Origin of the sequence: Bradyrhizobium sp. in8p8, assembly GCF_000426845.1 — a bacterium.
Lineage (GTDB): Bacteria > Pseudomonadota > Alphaproteobacteria > Rhizobiales > Xanthobacteraceae > Bradyrhizobium > Bradyrhizobium japonicum_C.
Map to the genome: position 1 here is coordinate 45,716 of NZ_AUGD01000014.1, position 26,336 is coordinate 72,051.

Genomic DNA, 26,336 nt, shown 5'->3' on the forward strand with positions numbered 1-26,336 from the left:
GATGGACATGACGCTCACGGCTCGAAACACGATTTCGCTCACGACCGCTTCGAGAACAGGCATCCTTGCGCTGTCGGTCTCGGTCCTGCTCGGCGGTTGTGCCGCCTTCTCTCCCGATGCCGGGATGTCCGGCGTCGCGGACGTCGCGGCGAACACCATAAGGAAAGATGTGATCGCGATCCGATCGGCCGACGATGCCGATCTGGCCAATACGCTGATCGCCCAGCTCCTGCGCCGAACCCTGACGGTCGACACCGCGGTGCAGATCGCGCTGCTGAACAACCGTGGACTTCAGGCCGCCTACAGCGAACTCGCGTTGGCTGAAGCGGACGCGATCGAGCAGAGCCTGCCTCCGAACCCGACCTTTTCCATTTCCCGGATCTCCGGAAACGGCGGATACGAACTCGAACGTCAGGTCGTCGGCGACATCCTTGCACTGGCAACGCTTCCCTTTCGTTCCGACATCGCGCGACGACGATTTCGCGAAGCCCAGCTGCGGGCAGCCTTGGAGACGCTGCGCCTCGCTGCCGACGTGAGACGGGCGTACTACCAGGCGGTCGGCGCCAACGAGCTGGTCGTACTTCTGACGGAGACGAAGACCACGGCCGAGACGATCGCTCAGCTCGCGGAAAAGCTCGGCCACAGCGGTTCGATGAACAAACTCGATCAGGCGCGCGAGCAGGTCTTCTACGCGGAGATCACGGCCGATCTCGCGTCCGTGCGGCAGCAGGCAACGTCCTTGCGGGAGCGCCTCGCAAGACTGCTCGGCGTATGGGATGGCCGGCTCGACTTCAAGCTTCCCAAAGCGCTGCCGTCTCTGCCGCGCGCCCCGAAGTCGCTGCCCAACATCGAAGTGGAGGCCGTCAGCCACCGCATCGATCTTCAGATAGCCCGCATCGAGCTGGAAGTTCTGGCGAAGGCTCTGAACCTGACCGAGGCGACCCGCTTCGTCACCTTGCTCGATCTCGCGGGGATCTATCGAAAGACCAAAGACCCCGAAAGCCCGCCGTTCCGCGAACGCGGCTTCGACCTTCAGTTTCAGGTCCCGATATTCGACGGGGGCGAGGTCCGCGTCCGTCAGGCGACGGAAAGCTACAACATTGCCTTCAACAGGCTGACGGAAAAGGCCGTCAACGTGCGCTCGGAGGCGCGCGACGCATATCGCGTCTATCGCTCGAGCTACGATATCGCCGGTCACTACCAGCGTGAGGTCGTGCCGCTGCGCAACATCATCTCGGATGAAGCTCAACTGCGCTACGGCAGCATGCAGATCGACGTGTTCGCGTTGCTGGCGGAAGCGAAGCTGCGGATTGCGGCCCAGCGCGCGTCGATCGACGCCAGACGCGATTTCTGGCTGGCGCAGTCGGAGCTGCAGACGGCAGTCAACGGCGGAGGCCGTGCCGATAGTCAACAGGAGAGCCGTTCACCGACCAACTCATTGGCGAGCGGCGGATAAGGAGATGGAAATGTTGTCTCGACGAAGTTTTCTCGGTACCGCGACCGCGCTTGCGAGCGCCAGCCTCGTTTCTGGACGGGTTCAGGCCGCGGGCATTCCCGAAGCGCCTACCATGGACAAGGTGGCCACCCAGCCGCCGCTGCACCCGAGCAGCGGACCCGAATATCGGCCGGTGGTCACTCTCAACGGCTGGTCCCTGCCTTGGCGCATGAACGGCGATTGGAAGGAATTCCATCTGGTTGCCGAACCCGTGGTGCGCGAATTCGCCGAAGGCATGAAGGCCCACCTGTGGGGCTACAACGGACAAACGCCGGGCCCCACGATCGAGGCGGTCGAAGGTGACAAGGTGCGCATCTTCGTCACCAACAAGCTGCCGGAGTACACCACCGTCCACTGGCACGGCATGATCCTGCCTAGCGGCATGGACGGCGTCGGTGGCCTGACGCAGCCTCACATCAATCCGGGCAAGACCTTCGTCTACGAATTCCAAGTCAAGCACAGCGGCACCTTCATGTACCACCCCCACGCGGACGAAATGGTCCAGATGGCGATGGGAATGATGGGAATGTTCGTGGTGCATCCCAAGGACCCCGGCTTTCGTCCCGTCGATCGCGACTTTGTCTTCGTGATGAGCAGTTATGACATGGATCCGGGGACCTACCTGCCGAAGGTCACGGAGATGACCAACTTCAACATGTGGTCCTGGAACGCGCGCGTCTTTCCCGGCATCGATCCGCTGCCCGTAAGACTGGGCGACCGCGTGCGCGTGCGGATCGGCAATCTGACGATGACCAATCACCCGATTCATCTCCACGGGCATAGCTTTTCGGTCAGCGGCACGGACGGCGGCTGGGTGCCGGAGAGCGCGCAGTGGCCAGAGACTACGATCGACGTTCCGGTCGGAGCGATCCGTGCCTTCGACGTGTTGGCCGACAATCCGGGTGACTGGGCGTTTCACTGTCACAAATCGCATCACACGATGAATGCGATGGGGCACGACCTCAGAACCTTGATCGGGGTCTCGAAGAAGGACATCGCCAAGGCGGTGAAGCGGCTGGCGCCGGACTCGATGGCGATGGGTTCGACCGGCATGGCGATGGGCGAAATGGAGATGCCGCTGCCGGACAACACGCTGCCGATGATGACGGGCTCGGGGCAATTCGGCCCGATCGAAATGGGCGGCATGTTCACCGTGATGAAGATCCGCGAGGGACTAGGTCGCGACGATTACAGCGATCCGGGGCCTTACAGGTTTCCGAAGGGAACGGTTGCTTATGAGATCGAAACACCTGCTGCGGAGCCGCCGCGCCAGGACACTCAGCCGAATGCGGGGGAACGCAAGGGAGCGAAGGGAACTAAGGGAATGAAAGGCATGAAGATGAAGGGAGCATGATCGTGAGACTGCAATCGAGGAAAGGAAGATACGAGATGAACTACACCAGCGCGCTCGCCGCTGCCGCGATGGCTTGGTCCCTTTCGACCGTGACATGGGCTGATCCTGGCCACCATCAAGGAGGGCACCACAACAAGGATGAGACGTATTCCGCGGGTGAACCGGGAGATCCAAAGAAGCCCGCCCGAGTCGTTCAGGTCACGATGAACGAGACCGACGGCAAAATGGTGTTCGTTCCGGAAAAAGTCGACGTGAAGAAGGGCGAGCAGGTCAAGTTCGTGCTTCGCAACAACGGCGAGCTGGACCACGAATTTATCCTCGCGACCACGGCTGAGAATCTCAAGCACGCCGAGGCGATGAAGAAGAATCCCGACATGGAGCACGACGATCCGAACGGCAAGCGGCTGGCACCGAAGAAGACGGGGGAAATCCTCTGGAAGTTCGATACGGCCGGCGAGTTTGAATATGCGTGTCTTATCCCGGGTCACCGTGAGGGTGGCATGGTCGGGAAGGTCGTCGTGAAGTAAGCCGCAAAATCAATGAGGAAATCAAAATGATGAAGTCTGCTGTCAAATCCGCGCTGTTCGCCATCGCACTCGCCGTCGCTCCGAGCGTCGCCTTCGCCCAAGGGAACCTCGCTGCCGGGGAAGTAAAGAAGGTCGACGAAAGCGCCGGCAAGATCACGCTCAAGCACGGTCCCATCAAGAACCTGAACATGGACGAGGAGGAGATGACCATGGTGTTCCGGGTCTCCGATCCCTCCATGCTCAAGCAGGTCAAGGTGGGAGACAAGGTTCAGTTCGAGGCCGAGCGGCAGACGGGCGGAATCACGATCACCAAGATTCAGAAGTCGAGGTAGAGCGTCGGCGGGGCGCTCTCGCGAGAGGCGCCCCGCCGCGAGCCGAAGAGCAACCCGTCAGCATAGTGTCGAGACAAGCGTCATGAGGTCGTCGCGGAATATGGGAGCCAGTCCGGCAAGGATGCGCGCAGTACGGCCATCCGCGGCTTCTGACGGCGCGGTTCGGGCGGCGATCGTAGGAAGCTACGAGCGTCTACGGAATTATCTGCAGAAGCGCTTCAGCTCGCCGTCGGACGCGGAAGAGGTATTGCAGGCGTTCGTATTGAGGGCTCTTGAGCGTTCTTCCGACATTCGAGATGCGGATTCGGTCCGCGGGTGGCTCAGCAAGGTTCTGGCCACGACGGTCGCCGATTTCCATCGTCAGACCACGAAGAACAAGACGAGGGAAGTCCCGCTGCCCGCCGAACTGAGCGACCGCGTTGCCGCGGATCAAGACGCCGATTTTGAGAATGCGGTCTGCGAATGTTTGTATGCTCATCTGCCTTTGCTGAAGACGGAACACGCCGAGGTCATTCGGCGAATAGACCTTGCGGGCGAGCCGAGGGAAACGGTCGCAGCCGATCTCGGTGTGACGGTCAATAATCTCACAGTGCGACTGTTCCGCGCCCGTCAGGCCCTGAAAGATCGCCTCGAAGACAAATGCGTGATTTGTCGTGAGGATAGTTTTTTGGAGTGCCGATGCGGCGAAGCCCGAGGAAGGGGCCCTTCCTGACGCGCCAACCGGCGCCGGCGGGGGGCTCGTGGCCATGAGGTCTCTTGCGGGACAATCGGACAGAAGTCGGCATGCCGCGACGTGGAGCAGGTGAGCGACCATGAAGCTGATGACACGGTTCGCCCAGACCGAGGCCTTGTTTGCCGCAGACCGGCAAGAGGACCAATCGAACATGTCCGAGCTAAACGATGCTCCGGGGGTGCCGGGCATCGCACCTACCTGGACCAGCAGCGCGAAGGACGCGGTAGGCTGTTCGTTGGGGCCGGCGCGTCTTTGGTTCACGATCGGCTACGGCATTCTGAACGAGGTGTACTGGCCGCGCGTCGATCTCCCGCAGATCAGGGACCTCGGTTTCGTCGTGTCCGACGGCAAAGGCTTCTGGTCGGAGGTGAAGCGCTGCGGCAAGTACTCGCTTCGGTCGCTCGCATCCGGAACGCCGGCCTATGAGATCGTCCATCCGCACGACCGATATCGTCTCACCCTGAGGATCTCGCCCGATCCGCGCCGGGACGTGCTGGCTTGTCGAGGTCGTGCTGGAGAGCAGCGCGCCGGAAATGCAGGTATATGCCCTACTTGCCCCGCACCTCGGGGCGAGCGGAAACAACAACCGAGCCGGCATCGCGAAGCACAACGAACGAACCGTGCTTTGGGCCGATCGGGCGCCGTTTTCCCTCGCACTCGTCGCCGTCGATCAGGCCCAAAAGGATGCGGTGCTGCGCGCGAGCGCCGGTTACGTTGGCTTCAGCGACGGTTGGCAGGATTTTGCGCGCAACGGCGCAATGACGTGGTCATATCCGTCGGCCGGACCTGGTAATGTCGCTCTTATGGCCGAACTCGGCAGACGCTGCGTGCTGGCGCTCGGCTTCGGCAGCAATGTGGAAGCCGCCGCCACGCTTGCGCTGTCCAGTCTGATGCAGCCATTCGATCGGCTGCTGGACGGGCAATTGTCCGATTGGGCGAGGTGGCATCGGTGCTGCGACGAACGTTGCGACTGCGTGCTTGCCGTGCCGGCCGATCTCCGCAACCAGCTCGCGGTGTCGAAAGCCGTGCTGCGCAGCCATCTGGACAAGACTTACCCGGGAGCCATGGTGGCGAGCCTCAGCGTGCCGTGGGGGGACTGCGGGGAAGAGCGCGGCGGCTACTTTCTGGTGTGGCCGCGGGACCTCGTCCAATGCGCCACCGCATTGCTTGCGATCGGCGGCGAAGCCGAGGCGCGCGACACGCTTCGTTACCTGATCGCCACGCAGAACGCCGATGGACACTGGAATCAGAACCAGTGGCTGGACGGGCGCTCGTTCTGGCGCGGCGTCCAGCTCGATGAGGCCGCCCTTCCGGTACTTCTGGCTGCCGCGCTTGCCGAACGAAACGCATTGGCGGGCACCGAAGTCGCGGACATGGTGGGCCGGGCCCTTGCCTTCGTAGCGCGTCAAGGGCCCGCCACCGACCAGGACCGGTGGGAGGAAAACGCGGGTATCAATGCGTTCACGCTTGCGGTCTGCATCGCGGCCCTCGTCTCCGGCAGCGCCTTTCTGAACATGAAGGCGGCCGATTGGGCACTGGAGCTCGCCGATTTCTGGAACGAAAACGTCGAACGGTGGACCTCCGCGCGAGCCACGGAAATCGGTCGCCGGGCCGGCGCTGCAAGCCATTACATCCGAACGGCGCCTCCCAGCGTGCTACGATCGGGCCAAGCTGCCATGGACCAACCCGTCGCGATCCGCAATCGGGCCGATGGTCTCCAACTCGCCGCCCGAGAGCAGGTCAGCACCGACTTTCTCCAGTTGGTCCGGTTCGGCTTGCGCCGGCCGCGGGACCCGCTGATCCAGTCCACGATTGCCGTGATCGATCGTCTGTTGAAGGTGGAAACTCCGGCTGGAGCGGTATGGCGACGTTACAACGAGGATGGCTACGGTGAACACGAGAACGGTGGTCCCTACGACGGGACCGGTTGCGGACGACCCTGGCCGTTGCTGACCGGTGAGCGGGGACATATCGAATTGACCGCCGGCCGCGACGCTCTGCCTTTCCTGCGTACCATGGCGTCGTGCGCCAGTCCCGGCGGCATGATTCCCGAGCAGGTCTGGGATGCCGCCCCCATTCCCCAACGTCGTCTTGCTCCGGGGCGACCGACCGGCTCGGCGATGCCCTTGGCCTGGGCGCATGCCGAGTTCGTCAAGCTCCTGATGTCGCGCGCACTAGGCCAGCCGTTCGACCGGCCGCACTTGGTCTGGAATCGGTATCAGGGCATTCGACCTCTCGCCCGCAGCGCATTCTGGTGGCCGCACGCCCAGATCGGAAGCATCCGCGAGGGGGCGGAACTGGTCGTCGCATCGAGGGACGAGGCGGCCATTCGCGTCGGGATAGATGGCTGGCGCCTGGTGGATGAAGTGCCGGCCAAGGACACGGGTCTCGGCTTCTTCGCGGCGAGGCTCGATACGGCCGGGCTGAAGGCCGGGCAGCAGCTGGAATTCACGATCCGATGGAATACCGGAGAGTGGATCGGACGAAATTTCTCGGTTGCGATCGAGCCGCCTGCGCCCCGCGAGCCAGTCTCATAGCGGCGCGTAAGCTGCCAGGTACGGCACCGGCGCGTCCGGTCATCGCGGTTTCATGATCGCGAGCCAGCCGCCGGCGATCGCCGACGAATTGCGCTGCAAGCCGATGGCTCGTCGATTTTCTGGACCCGTAGGTGGAGAAGTTCATGGCGGACTCGAACAAAAGCAAGTACCCGACCGGTGGCGGCTACGGCCGATTCTTCCTGGGCGCTGTGGCAGTGTTCGCGGCAGCGGCTCTGTTCTGGATGACATTCTCCTCTGGACCCGCACCGCGATCGCTCTCCGCGGAGGTCGCTGAGCCGGAACTGTCGTCGTTGGCCGCGACGGGCAAGGTTCTGTACGAAGCGAATTGTGCGATTTGTCATGGTATCCGTGCCTCGGGCACGGATACCGGGCCTCCGCTCGTTCACGACATCTACAATCCGGGACACCACGCCGATCACGCCTTCTTTGCAGCGGCCAAGTTTGGCGTAAGGCAACATCACTGGCGTTACGGCAATATGCCGCCGCAACCGCAGGCCCGTGAGGATCAGGTCGCGGCGATTGTGCGCTACGTTCGAGAGCTCCAGATCGCAAACGGCATCCGGTATAAACCGCGTCGCATGTAGGAATATCCATCGGAAAAGCGGAACGTCGCGCGGGCGATTCAAATTGTGCGGCGAAGCGTCCGTGAGAACGGTCGCCGCCCTTATTTATCGTGCTCGAGATCGCCTGTGCGATAATCCGCGCCGAGCCTGCCGAGCGAGAGCGTATAATCTCGCACCTTACCTTCGACATCGCTACCTCTCCGGTGGCATCAAGCCTCTTCCTTTCAGGCAAACGCGGGCAATTTGCGCAGCGCCGGCCTTCCCGCCGGATCCGTGGCCCCAGGGGCGGTATTTCCCTCGAACTGACCAGCTCTTGACGCTTGCGTCCCACTGCCGATGTTTCGGCTCGCCTGTCCGATCGACAAGGAGCTTATCGATCTCATGATGATCCATTTCGTCGCGCGGGCGCGTCGTCAGAAAACGGTTTGTCAATGACTTTCGGGACTGGCAATCGGCGCCCACCGAACGGATTCAAGAATGCCCTTCAATGCGGTTCTGTCTAAACCATCGCGTAAGCTGCAGCATCGCCGCCCCACCTACCGTGGTCTTGCGAGTGTGAGGCGGCACCAAAGGCGATTAGCGCCCGGATAGGTGAAATCAGCATGACAGCGACCGCGTACCCGAGCAACTCGCTTCGTGTAGCGCCAGCCTCATCGATCGGCGAAACGCCGGGCAAGCTCTTCCATCGAGATCAACGGCGACGAAGAAACGCTAACATTGCGACACGGCGGGGCGCCGCGCTTCGAGGCTCGGGCCAAAGTCCCTTCCGACCAGGGCGGCCAGGCATCGAAAGCGGGATGGCTACAGTACCCGCGCAGCGCCCGGGATAGCACGCAATGCCGCCGCCGCGCCCCAGCTGAACAGAACGGTGAGCACGAACGTTATCAGCGCTTTGGTAAAGGCGGGTGCGTCGAAATCATACAGCCAGTATTGAATCCAGAGCGCGATCGGATAGTGCACTAGAAACATGCCGTAGCCATCTGTTCGGATAGTATCGAGCAGGGTGAAGCCAGATCGGTTGAACCTCAGAAAATAGCCGAGAATGGCAAGCATAGTGGCCGCGCTGAAGGCGACAAAGAACAATCCGTAGCTCGCTTCATACCAGTTCGGCAGCCATACCGGATTGCCGAGCATCTCGCGCTTGACGTAAATCAGCATCCACAGCAGGCAATAGGAAAGCAGGGCGACGACCACCCAATGCCAGCGGCTTTTGGCTAGATGTCCATCCGTACCGAGCAGGCCGCGATCGAAATTCGCCATACCCACGCCCGCGCCGACGAAGAAGTACGTCGGATAGAGCAGTACGCGGCTCGCCTGTAGCGAAAAGGGGCCGAACTCGAACCAACGACCCGCGCCGAAATAGACCCGTGCCGGAACGTACAGGAGCGCGGTGGCGAGAAGCAGGAACAGGAAGAATATGGCCGGCCGCGAGTGGCTGCTTAGCGAGATCCGGTTGATTGGATCGAGGAGGAGAGGCGTGAATCGATAGAAAAGGAAGGCGGTAAGATCTAGCGCCAACAAAACCCAGACAAACCAGACGGGTCCGCTCGGCCACGGACCCACCGTGACCATCTTCCACCAGAACACGGCAAGATTGGTGTTCGGCGACTGCCGCAGTTCGATCGCGTAATAGGCGAGCGGAATGATGGTGAGAGTAGCGATTGCGAAGGGAAGTCCTAGCCGGAGCAAACGATCGCACAAAAAGACCCCCGGCTTCTTGTGAGCCAGGCTGGGCCAGACAAACAGCCCCGATAGAAAGAAGAACATCGCCATGAAGAAGCTGTCATTGGCGAGCACCATCATGTCGAAGCCGATCCACCCCTCGGGGTCGGTATGGCCGAAATAAGTATACGGAATAATGGCGTGATGCAGGAGCACGACCAGCATCAAGAATGTGCGCGCGCGGTCGACCGCGGCGTTGCGTGCGATGCTTGGTGCGGCTTCGATATTCTCGGATACGACCGATTGCGAGATCGTTGTCATTTATTGGGTGCCGACCGATGATGCTCAACAAGTTCCCGCGCTGTCCCGTGGGGCGGCGCCAGGGCCAATTCGGCGTTCCTCAAACTGTGGCTCAACAAATCAGCCCGCTCCGATTGCTTACGAGCGCTGCGGCACGCCCATCCATCACGGCGTCCGCCACCGGAGCTCTTCGTTGAAGGTTTCGAAACAAGCCCTCGCCGCGATCGAGTGCAAAGCTCTGCCGAATCGAGCTGCGACTGCTGATCTCGATAGGGGGCCGATCGGGTGGTCGAACAAGATGCGCTCACCGATGCTACCAAAACAGCCGCGCACCCGCGACAAAGGATACGGCAGATACGGACTCCCTGTTATTCTTGGCGATGGTCGCCGTCTGGCCGACCTTGCGATCCCAATTCACACCGACATAGGGCGCAAAGTTGCGCGTGAACTCGTAGCGCAAACGCGCACCTAGCTCGAAATCGGTGAGGCCGGCACCGAGCTCCAGGTCGGGTACCGACTGCATCTGAAACTTGACGTCGATGCGCGGTTGCAGGATCAGCCGATTCGTGATCAGCAGGTCGTGGAATGCCGTCACCTGGGCCGAAACTTCCCCTTTCTGACTGACGTACGCGGCGGCGTCGATTTCGATGAAGCCGGGTGCGAGCCCTTCGATGCCGATCACCGCATAGGTTCGATGCGACTTCTTCGAGAAGTCCTGCCGGACGCCGAACTGAGCGTCGAAGTAATAGCTGATCAGTCGCGAGTAGAGCACTTGCAGTTGGCCTTCCTCGGTGGTCCTGGTCTTTCCGTCGTAGAGGCCTTCCGACTTGAAGAACAGTTTGTCGTAGTCGGTTCCGACGAAAGTCTCCATGTCCCAGCGCGCGCTCCTGCTCATCTCAGGGCCGACCCATTCGAGCTTGTCGAAGCGCAGGGCGCTGAAGGCCTGCTGATCGGGGAAGTTCCCTGGCCCTGGCCTGCGCAGATTCCACCATTGCGTTTCCTCGACATAGGGCGGCGCAGTCTGGGCTCGAGCGGTACCCAGGCAAACGCTTGCAAGAATGCAAATCGCGAGCCTCGCAAGGCGAGAGGTCCCTGTCATGTTCGCCTCCTATCGAACCGAAGCCGTCTGTCTGACGACTTCGATCTTGCGCATCATGCCGGTTTCCATGTGATAGAGCTGGTGGCAATGGAATGCCCAAGGACCCTCGGCGTCGGCCGGCACGTCCACATCTACGGTGCTGCCGGGCTTGACGTTGACGGTATGCTTCTTGGGATTGCGAGCGCCGTTGCCGACGTCGGGCAGCAACCATGTCCCGTGTATGTGCATCGGGTGATTCATCATCGTCTCGTTGATGATGCGGAATCGGACGCGTTCGCCGTATCGCAGCACGATCGGCTCCGCTTCGCTGAACTTTCGGCCGTTGATCGACCAGAAGTATCTTTGCATGTTGCCCGTCAGGCGCATCTCGACGATGCGGTCGTACGGCTTGTAGGGATAAGGGCGGAGCGCCCTGAGATCGCGATACGAAAGGACTTTTGTGCCTACAGGTGCTCCCGTATCGTTCAGGAGCGGGTCGGGCGCTCCATGTCCGCCCGCCAGCGGAACGCTCTCCATGTCTTCGCCCCCTTGGAGGACGTACGCCTGCGGTCCTTCCTGAACGCGCTCGGGCTGCACGATCGGAGCGGACCGGCGGCCACCACCCATTCCAGGCATGGCGGTATGGCCTGGCGCCTGTTGCATTTGGGCAAATGAATCCGACCTCTCGGGGAGAGCGTCGCTCATGCCGGGCATCTTTCCGTGGTCCACTCCGGGCATGCCCGGGCTCTTGCTGCGTGGGGTCGGTTTCGGCGGCTGCTTCGACTGTTTCGGCGTCATCGACATTCCGGACATCGGCTGCTTCGTCCCACCGCCGTGTTGCATTCCGGGCATCTTGGAGCTGCCCTCGCCCGACATTCCGCTCGTGTCGCCCATCCCGATCGCCATTGCGACAGGATCCTCGGGCGCGACATGGCCCGGCATGTCCCGCTCCGGATGCGGAGTTCCGCGGTCGCCGCCCTTCGGGCCGAGATTCATGCCCATCTCCGCCATCGAAACGAGGGGCCGTAGGCGATGGGGCGGCAGTTCGCCGACCATTCCGGGTCTGGTCGCGAGCGTGGCGCGAGCGAAGCCCGTGCGGTCGAGCGACTCTCCGACGATCGTGTAGGCCCGGTCTTCGGTGGGCTGCACGATCACGTCGTAGGTTTCGGCGTTGGCGATCCGGAATTCATCCACCACGACCGGCTGAACGTTGTTGCCGTCGGCCTGAACGACCCTCATCTTCAGTCCGGGAATCCGCACGTCGAAATACGTCATCGCGGATCCGTTGATGAAGCGCAGACGGATGCGCTCGCCCGGTCTAAAGAGAGCGGTGAAGTTCTGCTCCGGTGTCCGGCCGTTGACCAGGAAGGTATAGGCCGACACGTCCGAGATGTCGGTAGGGTCCATCCGCATCAGCGACCACGCGATACGGTCGTTGATGATGGCCCGGCGAGCCTCCTCGGAAGGCGCCTTGTTCAGCTCCTGGAAGAGGCTCACCAGCGTGCGCCTGTTGAAATTGTACCAGCTGCTGTCGGCCTTCAGGTTCTTGATGACGCTTTTCGCGTCGTCGCTCCAGTCCGACAGCATGATGATGTAGTCGCGGTCGTACCTAAACGGCTCGTGGTCGCGAGGTTCGACGATCATAGGACCGTAGATGCCCAACTGCTCCTGCTCTCCGGAAGAATGACTGTGATACCAGTAGGTGCCGGATTGCTTTAACTTGAAACGATAGGTGAAGGTCTGGCCCGGCGGTATGCCGTCGCCATAGCCTGGGGAGATACCGGGCACCCCGTCCATCTCGGGCGGGACGATCAAACCGTGCCAATGGATGGAGGCGTTTTCGTCGAGGCGGTTGGTCACGTTGATCACCACGCTCTCGCCTTCCCTGAACCGGAGAACGGGGCCAGGCAGCTGTCCGTTGATCAGAAGTGCCTCGGTGTTGCGCCCCGTGATGTTGACCGCATGCCGCTCGAGCACGAGATCGTACGCACCTGCGTAGGCCGGAGCTGCAATCGAACACGCCAGCCAGACGGCGACCGTGATCGGCAATAACGTATCCCGGAATTCCCGTCTCATGCGATCCCCCTCGCTATCGTCCCGAGCCACGGCCTTCAGTGACTGCGCGCGGCATGCTCGTAGACTTCGGTGTATTTCTTCGCTGATCGTTGCCAGCCGAAATGTCGCTTCATGGCTGCCCGCCGCATGGCGCCGAGTCGCCTGGCTGAGCTGAACACGTCGAAGGACCGATAGATCGCGTTGAGCATCGGCGCCAACGACGCGTCCTGAAAGAGAAAACCGGTCACGCCGTCCTGGATGGTGTCGGCCAAACCTCCGGTTTGATGGGCGATCGGAAGCGACCCGAAGCGCTGCGCGTACATCTGCGTGAGGCCGCAAGGCTCGAATCGCGACGGCATCAGTAGGAAATCGCTTCCGGCATACATGCGGCGGGCCAGCCCGTCTTCATAACCGATTTTGACGCCCACCTTGCCGCGGTACTTCACGGCAAGCTTCGCGAGTTCGGATTCCAGACCCGGATCTCCGCGACCTGCGACGACGATCTGTCCGCCCTGCCGGACGATGCTCTCCGTGGCCTGGATCGTGAGATCGACGCCCTTCTGATGAACGAGCCGGGAGATGACGGCGAACAACGGTCCTTCAGAAACGGCCAGACCGAATGCCTTGCGCAGGGCCTTGGCGTTCGCCTGTCGGCTACCCCAATCGCCGATTTCGAAAGGTCTATCCAGGTGCGGATCGCGTCGGGGGTCCCAGCTCCGGTCGATCCCATTGACGATGCCGGTAAGCCGACCGTCCTCGGCTTTGAGCCTCAGAACGCCGTCGAGACCGCAACCGAACTCTGGTCTCGTGATCTCGTCCGCATAAGTGGAGCTCACGGTCGTCACGTGCGAGCAATAGGAAATCCCAGCCTTCAGAAAGGACGCCCGGCCATAGAATTCCATGCCGTCGACCGTAAAGGCGCTCTCCGGCACGCCGAGTGGTCCCAGTCGTTCCCGATCGAAGACGCCGGCATAGGCGGCATTATGGATCGTCAAGATGCTTGGAATGGAGCACCCGCGCCAAGCGAGGTAGGCCGGCGCAAGCGCCGAGGTCCAGTCGTTCACATGGATGAGATCGGGACGCCATCCCGGATCGGCGCCGCCAATAGCGATCTCGGCGGCCGCCGACGCGAGGCGCCCGAACCGGATGTCGTTGTCTTTCCAATCTGCACCACTTGGATCGCAGTAAGGCGTTCCATCGCGTTCGTAGAGGCTGGGACAGACAAGTGCATATACCGTCAGGCCATCGATCGTCTCGAACTGGCCGATTTCGCAGTAAGGAAGGCCGGCGAAAGCGTCAAGTCGTCCAACGATCCGCAGCTGCGGAGCCGCTTGGAGCAGCTCGCTGTAGCCAGGAACGAGCACCCTGACGTCGTGAAATCGCTTGAGAGCACGTGGTAGAGCGGCGGAAACGTCCCCGAGCCCCCCAACTTTTGCATAGTCGCCGAACTCGGAACTAACGAACAAAATCCGCTTTCGCGAACTGTTGACTGTGACGCGCATGCGATCCCCGCAGATGCTCCCAATACATAGACGTCTACCTCGTCAAATTATTACGGGTGCAACGCCAAGCTCGTTTCGTTTTGAACGCCAGCGCTTCCAGGTCGCGCCCGATGCTGAACAGAATTTGGTATGGATCGTTTGATATGCATCAAGCATTCAGGTCTTCTTCGCAGGTGGATTCGGAAGAAGAAACCGAGCGGGTCGTGTCCCTTGGCGTGATGTAGCTGAGCGCGGGTCACCGCATTCGCTGGCATTGGCCGGATCGGTGGGCTGGCGACTGCCGGGAAGCTGACGGCGGGATCATCGCCCAACGGGCGATGGTTTCCTGCGTCATGTCGCGACCGCGCTGAACGGCCCACTCGTCGTTCTGCTCGAGCAGGATGGCGCCGACCAAGCGGGTGATGGCGTCTTCGTTGGGGAGATGCCGACCGCTTCGGTTCGCCGCTTGACCTGACCGTTGAGGCGTTCGAGCGGATTGGTCGAGTACAGTTTGGCCCGATGCGCGGCGGGAAAGCTCATGTAGCCCAGCGCGTCGGTCTCGGCCTCATCGAGGAAGACCGCGAGCTTGGGCACTTTGGGGCGCAGCTGATCGGCGATGCGCCGCCATTGCGTCCGTGCCGCGTCGGTGTCGTCCTGGGTATAGGCGGTGGCGATGAAGGCGGCGACGACGCGCCGCCCACTCTTGCCGGCATGCGCCAGAGCGTCGCGCATAAGTGCAGGGGGCAGCGCTGACAGGAGGCCTTGAGAACCTTTGCGACCGTAGCCTTGATCCCTTCATGCGCGTCAGAGACGACGAGCTTGACGCAGCGCAGGCCGCGCTTGCGTAGGAACGCCGTCCAGAACGTCTCGGACCAATATCCGTGCCGAGAACCTCGCGCCGGCCATCGCGTTGTCTGAGACGGCGCAGCCAGAAGAGCTGACGCATGAGCTGGCCGGAGTTCGAGACCCTGACGGAACGCTTCCGGCTGCCAACTCCACGCATCACTCGCACTGGGCGCAGGCGCGGACATGTCGCGGGTTACCCTCAGGAAGAATCGGATGCGGGAAAGCCGCCTGCCCGGATCTGTGAGGGCGAAAGCCGAATGGCTGAGCTACTCGACCACGACTGGCGAGTGCAGCTTAGCTGTTCAATATGACGGCCAAAACGGTTGCCAAATGGTCCAGCGGCTCGGCGCAGAAGGTGTGAATGGGTGCTCGACCGAGGGTCGCGACCTCATTCATCGCCGAGCCAAACCCCGCCAGCCACGTGCATCGCCATCGAGGCCTTACGCCGGCAGCGCCACACCAGGAAGCAGATCGCGGCCGAGGTCGAGGTGTCACCCGCCACCGTCAGCCCCGTCATTCGCCGCCTGGAATTGAACCGGATACGGGACGTTAGCCCGGCCGAGCCGGAGCCGCCATGAACGGGAGCGCCCAAGCGAGATCATCCCCAAATCGACATCAAGAAGCACGGGCGTTTCCAGCCTGTAGGACCCGTATCACCAGCGACCCCAGTACTCCGAACAGGAGCCCCGGCGCTGGTTGGGAGTTCGTCCAAGTCTGCATTGATGATCATTCCGGCGGCGCCGCGATGCTACGGTGGGTGATCTCCATCGAGGAGGCAAATGAAGGTCACGACTGAGGTGCTGGCGTGTCGTCGGCGTGTTCGGCGAGGCCCCCGGGACATTGTATCTGGATCACACATGGGATTTGCCCAAGGTACCAGGCCTGGGTGAGGAGGAGCTTTGAGCGGTGCGTCGAAGCCGCCGCCGCTCACGCGCGCCTAGAAATCACATCACAGGCGGTTGCCCGATGGATCTAAAGATCAGCGGCGAATTTCACGCAGGCCCTTTCCAATCGCCTCTTAAGGGCGGCGAGGTCGTCGATCAGATCATCCAGCTTGCGCGCACCGAATTCAGCGGAGATATACTCGTTCAGGCGTTCCTGCCGAAGCGCCAAAGTTGCTAAATGCTTGCGGGTCATGTCCGTCAGCGACATCCGCACTATCCGACGGTCTTCTGGCGAAGGCTTTCGCTGCACGAATCCCCTTTTCTCGAGCAGTTTCGATTGGGTCGTGACAAATGACGGATCAACATGCAGCATTTTGGAAACTGCGTTGACTGGCACCCCGGCACCGCGGTCGAGGTCATACAAGGCTGCAATCATCCTCCATTGCGGGACGCTGATGCTGAGCGACTTCGCCCAAAGATAATGGATTTCCTGCAGGTGCACGCTGATCGAATTGATCTCCCAGGCGAAGCGCTGAATGGTGTCCTGCTTCCTCTTGCCGGACGCCTTCATTTGCACGGTGCTGGGCTTTCCGCCATGCTGGAAAGGGGATTCGCCATCATCCCTGGCCGCGTCACAACGTGCGCCCGAGCGCAACCCGGCCAATCCAGCGGCCCTCCGACGATGCAGCAGGCGGACTTCGAAAACGACGAGCGATCTCCGCCTTCACTGTCAACTCACCGCGAGCCATATGGCCAAGACCTCTGCAAGACAATCCTTTTAATAGACGTATTGCCGCCAAAATATTACTTCTTGTTGGCTTCGTTTATGTGAATCATGGCCGGCCAACCCAGCTTCGCGAATGGTTGTCTCTCTCGTCTCCAGAGGGGGAGGGGTTAGCTATAAGCTTGGCCTTCGTTCGACGCGCCGCTGGGAGGAGATGCTCCACGCGCGCAGGCGTAAAGCTGCACCCTACGGTTGACTGAACGACCCCTGCGGATGTCAATGCCGCTTGTAGAGCGTGACGACGCTGGTGCCGCCAGGGGACAACCCGAAATCAGGCTGTTTGGGCCTGCCCGTTAAGCCATCCAAGCAACAGAACCGCCATGGAATGATCGCGGCTGCGGTGCACCGCGACTCAACGCGAGGTGATACAAACCGCTCGGTCAACCGTTTGAGGCTGGGCGGCTGTGGTCGGTGACGCTGACCCGCATGATCGACGCGAGCCTACACATCAGAATTCCACTCGAGTCGCCAGCAGCCGTCTCTAGATCGATCCGGAAACTAGGGCCGCAACCCGATTAAAATCATTGCAGTATCCGATCGAGATTTACTGCCGTTCTTCGTATCGGTCGCAGTCGATGATCGCCACGTCGCACCCGGACAATTTCCCGAAACGGTGGATCACAACGAAGAACCGTGTATTCGTCCTGGGAAAAGGGCGGTGGGACGCGCCAGCAAAGGGTCTCCCCCGCAGGCACTGCGTAGGTATGCCCATCCTTCAGCTCGTAACGGCACGAATCGGCTCTCTTGATGTTGTCTTGAGCGTGAGCATGGGCCAAGGCAGCCAACGCAAGAACCACCGTGAGAAGCGCGCGCATACTCTATTCTCCCTGGAGTCACGAACGGGCCTGCAGCTAAAGGGGGAGAGAATGCAGCGCGCCGTCTGCGAGATAGACGGGGCAGGGTTCGGAATATTACGCGGTCGCAATCCAGCATTTTTCCGAGCGATCTAGGAACGCAGGGAAAGGCGAGAGATTAGCGCGCGGGTGGGCGATCAAACCGACCACCTTTCAATCGGGAGCGAGCGATGCACAAGCAAGACCATTCAGGTTCTCCGCACGGAAGTATTTCTCCATTCGGATTCGGCGACTACTTCTTCTTCATGGGCGATAGGGCGAACAACGGCTACCCCGGCTCTGACGGCATGGACGTCGCATTCGGCAGAGGAGGAAATGATCGTCTCACCGGCGGGCCGGCCGACGACGATCTGATCGGCGGAATTGGAAATGATCGTTTGTCCGGCGGATCGGGAGCTGATCATCTGGACGGGGGCGCAGGAAACGACGTCCTTGCCGGCGGCGATGCCGACGACATGCTGGTGGGTGGCACCGGCAACGACTACCTGAACGAGGGAGCGGGACACGGCGATCTCGAAGGAGGGCCTGGCAACGACATTCTCGTGGGTGGGCCCGGTGCGGACGCCTTCGTGGTCGAACCCGACAGCGGACACGATGTCATCAAGGATTTCCGGGCAGGGCCCGGTATGTTCGATCACCTGGCTCTTCAGGACATCAGCCCGAACGAGCTCTCGTTCCAGGACACCCCGGACGGCGTCCTGATCAGCTGGAACCGGGGAACGAGTTCGGTCTTACTCGAAGGTGTCGCGAAAAGCGAGCTCGCCCAAGATGACTTCATGTTTGCCGACAGCAAGGAGCTTCTTCCCGTCGGTGTTCCTGAAAGCGCATCGGTCGCGGCGTCTTCAAACGCATTTTGGTGGTCTTCTCACGGTTCGCAGGCCGCGACGGAGACGTTTCAATTCGACGACGTCAATCTGAAGACCGGCACGTCCGCAGACGACGTATTCCAGGCAACAGCGGATCGCGACTTCTATTTCGGCGGAGGTGGCAACGACCGCCTCTCTGGAGGTGCAGGGGCCGATCATCTCGCCGGAGACGCCGGAAACGATGCCTTGTACGGCGGCAACGGCGAAAACGACCTTCGCGGCGGCGACGGAAATGATCAGCTGTTCGGCGGAAAGGATGCCGATATGCTGATGGGCGGGAACGGCAGCGACAGGCTGAGCGCCGGAGCCGGGCACGATATGCTCGACGGAGGTCCGGGCGACGACATCTTGGACGGCGGGCCCGGTGCGGACGCCTTCGTGGTCACGCCGACGAGCGGAAACGACGTCATCGTCGGCGGATTCACTCCGGGCCCGGGTGCGTTCGACCACATCGCGTTCGAGGACATCCTGCCGAATCAGGTGAGCGTGAACGATACGCTCCAAGGCGTTCTGGTGAGCTGGGGATCCGGATCCATTCTGCTCGAGGGGATTCAGAAAGATCAGCTGGCGCAGGACGACTTCATGTTCGACAGCGTGGAAGGCGGCGCCTTCGTGCCGGATCCCTCGATCACATCGGAAGGGTCCGCGCTGCTGTTCCCCGAGAACGAGCAGGACTTGGTCCATGCGAATCCAGTGAGCGACAACTGGACCATCATCGCCTGATCAGGCATCGGACCGGCCGAGTTTGCACAAGAGGGCCGGCACGATCCAAGGTGCGGCGGCGAGCCGGAGCAGCTGCTGTTTGTCATCGACGACCGCAAGGAGAATGTTCGATGTCGCTTCTATCTCGCCGTCGCCATAAAATCCATCGGGTGAACGAGGCGATGGCGGCTGCGCACCGCTATCCATCTGAATATCGACGGCGAAAAGGCAGGTTATTACAGCGGCTTGCGCATACCAGTATCCACACCCGATCGCTGCAGATGCTTGCCGTGCGCCGACGCCGATGTGATATCGAAAAGGTCCTTCTGGTTCGGCTACAGGACGTCGATAGACAGGTCGGGAAGCTTTGAATATGGAAGGCGCATCTGATGGGTGCTCACGGAGTTGGGATACGACGATCTAGGAAGGCCGGCGGCGTTCTTAGGATTTCCTGACTCGATGTTCGGGGGACTGCAAGCAAATCTCTCCGCATACAAGACGCCCGTGGAGCTACTCCTTGTCCGTGCCCGCGGCCAGCAATGTGCATTGGGCGAGCGACATTGGATCGGCTCGCCGATACCTTCCTGACCAACCCGATGGCGGCGACGGAGGTTGGCGCGCCCATTGTGAGCATGTACATGTTGACCCCGATGCCTTTGACAGCATCGTCCAAGCGGACCAACCAAGCCGCTCTCGCTGCGGCGTTCGCGATGAGTGATTTGCGCTCGATCTGCAGGGCGGTCGACGCGGCGGTGGTCGCAGGCGGGATCGCCAAGGTTGCTCGAGCTGCGAAGGTAGACAGAACGACTGTGTACTGCGCCTTTCGCTGCGAGAGCGGACCCGCGTTGGACACGATGGTCAGAGTGCTACGCGTTTTGGGATTGCGTCTGATCGTGAAGATCGAGCCATACCTCCCCGGAGGCATCTCGGCTGGTCCCGAAGACGACGGCTCGGTCGCTCGCGGCGGCATTCAGAGGCGACGATTTGGACCTGGCCATCGAAGCGTTGGCGCAAGCCGTACGCTCTCATGACAATGTTTCGGAACTGGCGCGAGCGACGACTCTCTCGCGCGAGAATCTCTATCACTCGTTCGCTTTTCCTCGCATACCGCGATTTCCTGAACGCGCTGGTACTGCGGTTGGAAATTGAGCGGCTGCCTTCGAAAGAGAGCGGCGCCGCATCGTAACCATCGGCCGGGCGGCAAGTTCCGCGGAAAGGTCGCCGACCCACGCGAAGGACCGTCTCGGTCTCGGAAGCAAAGCTTCTCGTAGGAGGCTCAAGCATTGCGCGCCCTAGGCCCCAGCCGAAGGTCGGTTCACCGAAGGACATGGAACATGCGCCGACGTTCGGACAAGTTCGCACTGGTCCTACCTCGCATCTTGTGCGCCGCTGGAGCGGTCCTGTTCGGATGAATTTCAGGTCGAGCTGGTTCGGGTACTCGAGCGGGGAATTTTTAATGCCAGCACCGGAAACCGGCCGATCGCTCAAAGTAGCCTTGGCGCGGTCGCAAACGTCCGGAACGCCTCTCTCGTTCAGAGCACGACCACCATTCCTGCGCGCAAGTCACTACGATTCGGGCTGCGGTATCTGATCGAGGGCGCTCCCGCCTGCGCGCGCGTGGAGTATACCATTCGCGGCACGATCGGCGCTCAGGCCTACCGCGAGTTCATCTTTGACCACACGTAGGAGATCGTAGCCGGTGAGTGGGTCTTCGAATTTTTGGCAAGACGGTCGAAAGGTCGGAAGCGAGACGTTTTGCGTGTTGGACGCGGATTCCGCGCCCCATCGGTCGGACCCGTCGAAGGCAAATTGCGGCTTCTTGATCGGACGAATGGAGTTCTGGAGACGGGCCGTTGCGGTAGGTCCGGGAAGTAGCTCATGAGAGGTCGCGCGCCTTCGGTTCGCGGCGATGATTCCAATACCGTCTATAGCGGCCTGCATCGCTCCGCAGCGGCCGCGTGAAGGCCGAATTCGCAGCGCCGCGAACGTGAGCTGTGGCCCCACTGCCGCCGGTCGACCCGGTGCGACGCGCAATCGCGAGGCTGGACCGGATCCCTAGGGAGGCTTCGTGAACTTATGCCACTTCAATGAGGATTGCTGCCCAATGCCCCAAGCGACGATTTGCTCGCCGGATCGGCTGGTCTGGCTGGACGGCTTCTCCGCATTCCGTGGATAAATCTGGAGGCGATGGGGCTCAGCCGAAGTCGAGGCTTCGAATGCTACCGGCACGCTCGGCAATGAACCGGGAAAGGAACTCTGCCGCGTTCTGCGGCCAGAACTCGTATCCCACCTTGGTCAGAAGCTGGAGATGGGCGCGTTCATCTCACGTCCGACCCAAAGCTCATGAAAGGCCGCAACGAGATCGGCGTCTGTGATATCGATCGTGCCGATCAACATCTTGAAACGGATTGCCGCTTCGCGGCTTCGAATGTCGCTGCCGTCGATCAGCATCTCGGCATTGCTCCGGATCGCAGCATTCTCGAAGATTTCCTTCAAGACCGCGCGAATATGGCTGACGTCCGATCCCGTGCCCACTCGGCCAACTATCCCGGTCATCTCGTTTCCAGCCCTTTCGATCAGCAATTGAGCCAACCGGCATCAGGGGATGTCATTCGCCTTGTGCGGACATCGAACGGGCGATCCTGCCTCGTGTCAAGGAACGCTTCGCCCGTGTCGTTTACACCGCTGCTCGCGCGCGACGGTCGCCAAGCGACGCGATGGCGCGGGCATACAACCAGCTTTCTACAGACGCTGAGCTCGGCGAAAAATTACAGCGAGTGGCATAGCTGATCACCGGAGTCCGCCCTTGGAGACATATGGATCGCACACCCCGGCGGCGACATGATATCGGAATTGCGGTCGCTTGCGGTTCACCGACGCCCTATGCGGTGCAAGCTCGGCGACCCCACACTATCGACCGGAAAAGCGAATGCCACGAACATCTCCGGCGGCGAGCCGATGCTCCGACGCGGCGACTTCAAGCGACAATTCTCCCATTCGGTGCGAGCGTTCCGCGGGAGCGCCCCGCGACCCGACACGTTTCGCCGTTCCTGACCGCGGTGCGTTTCCGGATCGTATGACTGTTTGGCTTTGTCTCATCGGAGCTGGCGCCGGACTCGCGCTTCTCGATGTTAATACGTCGGCCGCTTGTCGTGGCGAGGCGATCTTTTCGGGAGTTCCCGGGTGGGCGATGGCCGCCGCCGCAGGCTCCTCCCTGCGCCTACACATTCAACGCCGATTGAGGCCGTTCTTCGGTCCGTACCCGTTGCTGATGATGGTCACTTGGGCAGATAAGATCGGCTTAATCAAAGGAAATGGAGAAGCGCTCGCGCTCCTCGAAAGGCTGCGTCGAGCGGCGATCGAGGGAGAGCTCGAGTTCTATGGACAACTGGTCACGACGACGGGCGTGGAGCGCGAATTGACCAAAGTGCCTCCTGGCCACCTCCAGGTGTGCGCGATAGGTCTGGGCACCTCGCGTGCGCAGGGGAGGAACGAGGATGCATTCACCTACGATCCGAAGCGACCGGCTTCAAAGGCCTCGCGGCAGGTGGGTCACTTCCGCAATCTCCATGTGAGCAGGAGCGTGCTGGGGATCATCCGGCGGATCTGGGAAGACGCGCACGGGTGAGTCGGCCGCCGACAGGGACCGGCGCACTGGCCGGCAAAGTGACGAACCGGAAAATGGTTCGGTTACGATCTCGTCGAGGGTGGAGCCCATGCCGACCGAGGGAACCGGTCTTTCGCGAACAATCCGGCAGCGCCCGCGCGACGTCAACGCGACGGCGGTGGAAAGCGTTTACCACCTGGAGCAATCCGGTGTGAGCCGGGTGCCGGTACACGCAACCCACCGCGGTAGTAGTCCGGAAACGCCGATTTCCCACAGTTTTCGACGCATTGGGATCCTGGCAGAGAATCCCATGCTCGCCGACTCCCTCAACGTCAACCTCGCTTCTCCGCCATAATCCAGCCTCGGCACAGCGCGTTTCCGATCAATTCGCCGCCATCGCGACTCTGACCGCCGGCGAGTTTCTTCTATGGAAGCGACGAGGAGATATCCTTGGGAAGCGAAGGGGTCGATAGGTATACAGGTCGTTCGGGCTCCGTCCGGACCTACAAGCTTGCTATTGGACGGGCGGCGCCCAATCGTTCCATGTGCCTGGCGACGTATAAGGCATGGAGCCCGGCTCGAACCTCGTGTGACGGCAGAAGCATGGAGACAAAATAGTGCTTCTGGTGAGCGCGTGCCAATTAAGATCGCGACAGCGTCCACGTCGTCCGCAGACACCGACCGAGCTCGATCCCGAAGATCACGTGCTGAGCCCGGTCGGCAACGAGGAGTGGCTGCGTTCCTACTGGAATGGGATCGCCGGCCGGCTGACCCGGGGCATGCTGGCTGCCGATGCGTCGCCGGGACATCGGTGATTATCTTGGACTGACGCTGAGAACCATTCACCGCGCGGTCTCAACTCGACACCCAAAGGTGCTCCAGGGGACAGATCCTGTGCAGTCCCAAGCCGGAATTCCCAGCGCGAGCGCCACCCATCCCTCAATGAAGGCGCTTCGCGACGATCTGACGGAGATCGTTCGCATACTCCTCAAAGATCCAGAGCGCCTCGTCCTGCCGCCCCGCTATGGGCTTTGATGCGGACTTTGGCATCTTGTCCGGCTTCGAATGAAAAATCTGTTCTGACCGATTCATGCCCCGACCATTGGTCGATGGCGACGCAGGGGAGTTGATCCAAGTCAACGGATCCAGTCCCATCCGGATTTTCTTAAGCGTGCTCCTCCTCTTTGTATTGCCTAGACTAGGAGCAGGCACTAAAAGATGGTCGTTTACTCGCGCTTCCGACCCTTTACCCGGAGAGGAGACGCCCAGTATCTCTCCTCTGAGAGAGCGACACCGTACAGCCTCACCAACATCAAGATTTCTTTGAGCCCCCTAGGAGGCTTGAGCGTGCTCGCGACACAGCCTCGGAGGTCAATGAGCGGCGCTCTATCCATAACGTGCTTCTCGGCAGGAGCTCCAAAGCCTGGGGGCGACGTTCACACGCTACTCTCACATCGTCTCTGCATTTTGCGAGGGAAGACGCCGGCTAAGTTGGAACTGGAGGATTAAAGCCCCTGCGGCTCGCTGTTCTGCACCTTCATTGACAAGCAATAGTGGACATTCGAAGTGGGGGCTGGATTGACGCTTGTTGGCAACGCCGCTCATCAGGACAGGCTGTTGAAGCCCGTCCGCTATCGGGTTGCGCGACAGCTTCCTTTGCTGCAATGCATCAAGATCGCCAAGGTGCTGCAGCACCAGATCGCCCAGCGCTGTTCGCACTGTGGGCGGGAGGACAGCCGCAAGAGTATTGCACCACTCGATACGGAGCCGCAAGACTTCGCTCCGGCTCATCGGAGTCAAGCCCCAGCCAGCGCATTCCGACGAGTGGGCCGTGGATTCCGAGCCAAGTCGGCCGCCTGTACCGATTGAAGCCGGCCAAGGATTGCGATGATCCCGACCGTCTCCGACGACGTCATCAGGTCAGTTGGCGGGCTCGTCGTCAAGCGTCTGACGTTTGGCGGCGGCTTTGCGTAGGCACTCGCCCTTGTGAGCCTGTGGGCGTTGTGCACGAGGCGATCGAGGATAGCGTCGGCAATGGTTGGGTTGCCGATGAGTTCGTGCCAATGCTCGACCGGGAGCTAGCTTGTCACGACCGTCGAGCCGCGGCTATGGCGATCCTCCGTCATCTCCAACAGGTCGCGTTGCTGCTCGGCAGTCATCGGGGCAAGTCCCCAGTCGTCGAGGACCAGAAGCTCGACGCGCGCCAGGTCCTGAGGAGGCGAACATGGCGGCCGTCGCCCCGCGCGAGGGTGAGCGCCTCGAACAGCCGAAGCAGCAGTTGATAGAGCACGGAGCGGTTGTCTCGGCAGACCTTGCTGCCCAAGGCGCAAGCAATTCAGCTCTTGCCGTCGCCGGTCGGGCCGATGATGAGCAGATTCTGATGCCTGTCGATCCACTCGTCGGCGACGAGTTTTTGGAACAGCGGCTTGTCGAGCCACGCGGTGCCTTCACGTCGATATCCTGGCGACGGCGTTCTGCCGGAGGCTGGCGAACCGCAATCCGAGCGACCAGCCGCTTGTTCTCGCGCTCGGTCGCCTCTTGGTCGACCAGCAGTGCGAGGCGCTCGTCGCGAACCACGTTATTGCGAGACCAAGGCTTGCGAGAGCACAATCGCCAGCAGTCCGACCGCTGCGGCTTCGGTCTCGGCTAAGACCAACCTGCAACAAGGACGCCCCACGTATCCGGAGCAATGCCTGCTCCTGGCGGCGGCGATCAGAGCCGGACGCCGTGGCCGCAAGCGTAACCAGGAGAGCAAGGACGATGCCGGGAACTCCGAGAAAGAGAAACAGCACCCGGGCATAGAGCGCGCCAGGACGCACGCCGTCGAGCCGTGTGGTAAGATTGTTGGCGATGACGGCGCTGCGGCAACTCTGGCTTTGAGATTATTTGCCATCCGAAGTGCGGTAAGCCGATGATTGGTTGCTTGCGCCGGATGGGGAAGCGCCAATCGAACCAACGCGTCTCGATTGCGACAAGATCGATCCTCTGCGCTCGCCCGAGCTGGATAGATGGACGCACAGTCAATCGCTCAAACCAGCGACCAACGAGAACGCCCGGGACTAAAATCGACGCCCTTGGTGAGCATCACGCAAGAACAATGACGTACGACGCGCCCGCCGCGAGAAGAAGAAAACCAGACAATAGACAAATTAAATATAGTTGGTCGCGGGTCATCGCTGCGCCTCGTATCTCCTAAATAAGGAGCGCGGACTTGACTACCTTGACCTATGTCAAGCCGAGAAGGGTAGCGGGCCGACGCTTATCTACACCAGCTTGAACCGCACGTGCGCTATGCGGTTCTGGGCAATGCGGCAGCCACTATCGCCTTCCGAGTAGGCAATAAGGACGCGCCATACCTTGCTCGCGAATTTCATGGGAGGTTCGACGAGATTGGTCTTCTGCAGCTGCCGAATTACCGCATTTATCTCAAGCTAATGATCGATGGAACGCCGTCAACGCCGTCACGCTTGATCCGCACGCCTATCAGACGCCGCCTATTTTGCTGATTGCGGAGATGGGTGTGGATTTGGCGTTCGGTTGGAAGCGGTGGCTTGCCAATCGTCGCGCACAGCTCTGAGCAGAACCACCATCGCTTGTTTCCATCTCGCGTCCAAACGACGAGCCGTCCGTTGACGACAATCCATTGATCCTATGG

The 26,336-nt window shown here is 61.1% G+C and carries 20 protein-coding genes and 3 pseudogenes; 12 read left to right on the top strand and 11 right to left on the bottom strand.

Annotation, left to right across the window (positions count from 1 at the left end; all coding sequences use genetic code 11):
- The first annotated feature begins 7 nt into the window (after window positions 1-7).
- From K408_RS0129275 to K408_RS0129305, 8 genes and pseudogenes are all read left to right on the top strand, one after another.
- A complete protein-coding gene (locus K408_RS0129275; protein ID WP_051160734.1) occupies window positions 8-1,456 on the top strand; it encodes a TolC family protein in 1,449 nt (482 codons plus the stop codon).
- A 10-nt stretch (window positions 1,457-1,466) separates the two neighbouring features.
- Window positions 1,467-2,849 carry a multicopper oxidase family protein gene (locus K408_RS0129280; protein WP_024342053.1) on the top strand — a complete coding sequence of 461 codons (1,383 nt, stop codon included), beginning with the start codon at window positions 1,467-1,469 and terminating at the stop codon, window positions 2,847-2,849.
- A 35-nt stretch (window positions 2,850-2,884) separates the two neighbouring features.
- Window positions 2,885-3,376, top strand: coding sequence for a cupredoxin domain-containing protein (locus K408_RS0129285; RefSeq protein ID WP_024342052.1), 492 nt, complete (start codon window positions 2,885-2,887; stop codon window positions 3,374-3,376).
- Between the two features lie 26 nt (window positions 3,377-3,402).
- Window positions 3,403-3,708, top strand: coding sequence for a copper-binding protein (locus K408_RS0129290; RefSeq protein WP_024342051.1), 306 nt, complete (start codon window positions 3,403-3,405; stop codon window positions 3,706-3,708).
- A 121-nt stretch (window positions 3,709-3,829) separates the two neighbouring features.
- Window positions 3,830-4,420 carry an RNA polymerase sigma factor gene (locus tag K408_RS41345; protein WP_230646702.1) on the top strand — a complete coding sequence of 197 codons (591 nt, stop codon included), beginning with the start codon at window positions 3,830-3,832 and terminating at the stop codon, window positions 4,418-4,420.
- Between the two features lie 172 nt (window positions 4,421-4,592).
- A pseudogene (locus K408_RS43955) lies at window positions 4,593-4,871 on the top strand (glycoside hydrolase family 15 protein); the annotation flags it as partial.
- Between the two features lie 103 nt (window positions 4,872-4,974).
- The gene (locus K408_RS43585; RefSeq protein ID WP_245265931.1) at window positions 4,975-6,978 is read left to right on the top strand and encodes a glycoside hydrolase family 15 protein; all 2,004 of its coding nucleotides are present in this window, start codon (window positions 4,975-4,977) and stop codon (window positions 6,976-6,978) included.
- A 131-nt stretch (window positions 6,979-7,109) separates the two neighbouring features.
- Window positions 7,110-7,583, top strand: a complete 474-nt coding sequence (locus K408_RS0129305; protein ID WP_230646700.1) for a c-type cytochrome — start codon at window positions 7,110-7,112, stop codon at window positions 7,581-7,583.
- A gap of 780 nt (window positions 7,584-8,363) precedes the next feature.
- On the opposite strand, the gene K408_RS0129315 is transcribed toward K408_RS0129305, so the two are convergent.
- The 7 genes and pseudogenes from K408_RS0129315 to K408_RS0129345 form a co-directional block, all read right to left on the bottom strand.
- The gene (locus tag K408_RS0129315) at window positions 8,364-9,545 is read right to left on the bottom strand and encodes an acyltransferase family protein (RefSeq protein ID WP_024342048.1); all 1,182 of its coding nucleotides are present in this window, start codon (window positions 9,543-9,545) and stop codon (window positions 8,364-8,366) included.
- A 292-nt stretch (window positions 9,546-9,837) separates the two neighbouring features.
- Window positions 9,838-10,623: a copper resistance protein B gene (locus K408_RS0129320; protein ID WP_024342047.1), complete on the bottom strand. Its 786-nt coding sequence runs from the start codon at window positions 10,621-10,623 to the stop codon at window positions 9,838-9,840.
- Window positions 10,624-10,632: 9 nt separating this feature from the next.
- A complete protein-coding gene (locus tag K408_RS39050) occupies window positions 10,633-12,678 on the bottom strand; it encodes a copper resistance system multicopper oxidase (protein WP_063828478.1) in 2,046 nt (681 codons plus the stop codon).
- 35 nt (window positions 12,679-12,713) lie between these two features.
- Window positions 12,714-14,159 carry a glycogen synthase GlgA gene (glgA, locus tag K408_RS39055; protein WP_035698636.1) on the bottom strand — a complete coding sequence of 482 codons (1,446 nt, stop codon included), beginning with the start codon at window positions 14,157-14,159 and terminating at the stop codon, window positions 12,714-12,716.
- Window positions 14,160-14,428: 269 nt separating this feature from the next.
- Window positions 14,429-15,048: pseudogene (locus K408_RS39060) on the bottom strand (transposase); the annotation flags it as partial.
- 324 nt (window positions 15,049-15,372) lie between these two features.
- Entirely contained in the window at window positions 15,373-15,501 is a 129-nt protein-coding gene (locus K408_RS43960; protein WP_283805288.1) for a hypothetical protein, read from the bottom strand.
- Window positions 15,502-15,956: 455 nt separating this feature from the next.
- Window positions 15,957-16,532: a MarR family winged helix-turn-helix transcriptional regulator gene (locus K408_RS0129345; protein ID WP_230646699.1), complete on the bottom strand. Its 576-nt coding sequence runs from the start codon at window positions 16,530-16,532 to the stop codon at window positions 15,957-15,959.
- A 1,261-nt stretch (window positions 16,533-17,793) separates the two neighbouring features.
- Here K408_RS0129345 and K408_RS39070 point away from each other — a divergent pair.
- Window positions 17,794-19,095, top strand: a complete 1,302-nt coding sequence (locus tag K408_RS39070; RefSeq protein ID WP_245269078.1) for a calcium-binding protein — start codon at window positions 17,794-17,796, stop codon at window positions 19,093-19,095.
- Here the strand turns inward: K408_RS39070 and K408_RS0129360 are convergent, their stop codons facing one another.
- Entirely contained in the window at window positions 19,096-19,281 is a 186-nt protein-coding gene (locus tag K408_RS0129360; protein WP_024342041.1) for a hypothetical protein, read from the bottom strand.
- Between the two features lie 443 nt (window positions 19,282-19,724).
- On the opposite strand from K408_RS0129360, the gene K408_RS44375 reads away from it, so the two are divergent.
- On the top strand, window positions 19,725-20,105 hold the full coding sequence (locus tag K408_RS44375) for a helix-turn-helix domain-containing transcriptional regulator (RefSeq protein WP_433994155.1): 381 nt from the start codon (window positions 19,725-19,727) through the stop codon (window positions 20,103-20,105).
- A gap of 1,264 nt (window positions 20,106-21,369) precedes the next feature.
- On the opposite strand, the gene K408_RS0129375 is transcribed toward K408_RS44375, so the two are convergent.
- The gene (locus tag K408_RS0129375; protein ID WP_155248694.1) at window positions 21,370-21,630 is read right to left on the bottom strand and encodes a hypothetical protein; all 261 of its coding nucleotides are present in this window, start codon (window positions 21,628-21,630) and stop codon (window positions 21,370-21,372) included.
- A gap of 634 nt (window positions 21,631-22,264) precedes the next feature.
- Between K408_RS0129375 and K408_RS39075 the strand changes: the two genes are divergently transcribed.
- Window positions 22,265-22,702: a hypothetical protein gene (locus K408_RS39075; protein ID WP_024342037.1), complete on the top strand. Its 438-nt coding sequence runs from the start codon at window positions 22,265-22,267 to the stop codon at window positions 22,700-22,702.
- A 1,428-nt stretch (window positions 22,703-24,130) separates the two neighbouring features.
- Here the strand turns inward: K408_RS39075 and K408_RS0129400 are convergent.
- Together K408_RS0129400 and K408_RS44380 are read right to left on the bottom strand one after the other, a co-directional pair.
- On the bottom strand, window positions 24,131-24,454 hold the full coding sequence (locus K408_RS0129400; RefSeq protein WP_155248693.1) for a hypothetical protein: 324 nt from the start codon (window positions 24,452-24,454) through the stop codon (window positions 24,131-24,133).
- Window positions 24,455-24,477: 23 nt separating this feature from the next.
- Window positions 24,478-24,840: pseudogene (locus tag K408_RS44380) on the bottom strand (ATP-binding protein).
- A gap of 65 nt (window positions 24,841-24,905) precedes the next feature.
- Between K408_RS44380 and K408_RS44385 the strand changes: the two are divergent.
- Complete coding sequence (locus tag K408_RS44385) at window positions 24,906-25,331, top strand: hypothetical protein (protein ID WP_024342035.1); 426 nt, start codon at window positions 24,906-24,908, stop codon at window positions 25,329-25,331.
- Window positions 25,332-26,336: the final 1,005 nt, after the last annotated feature.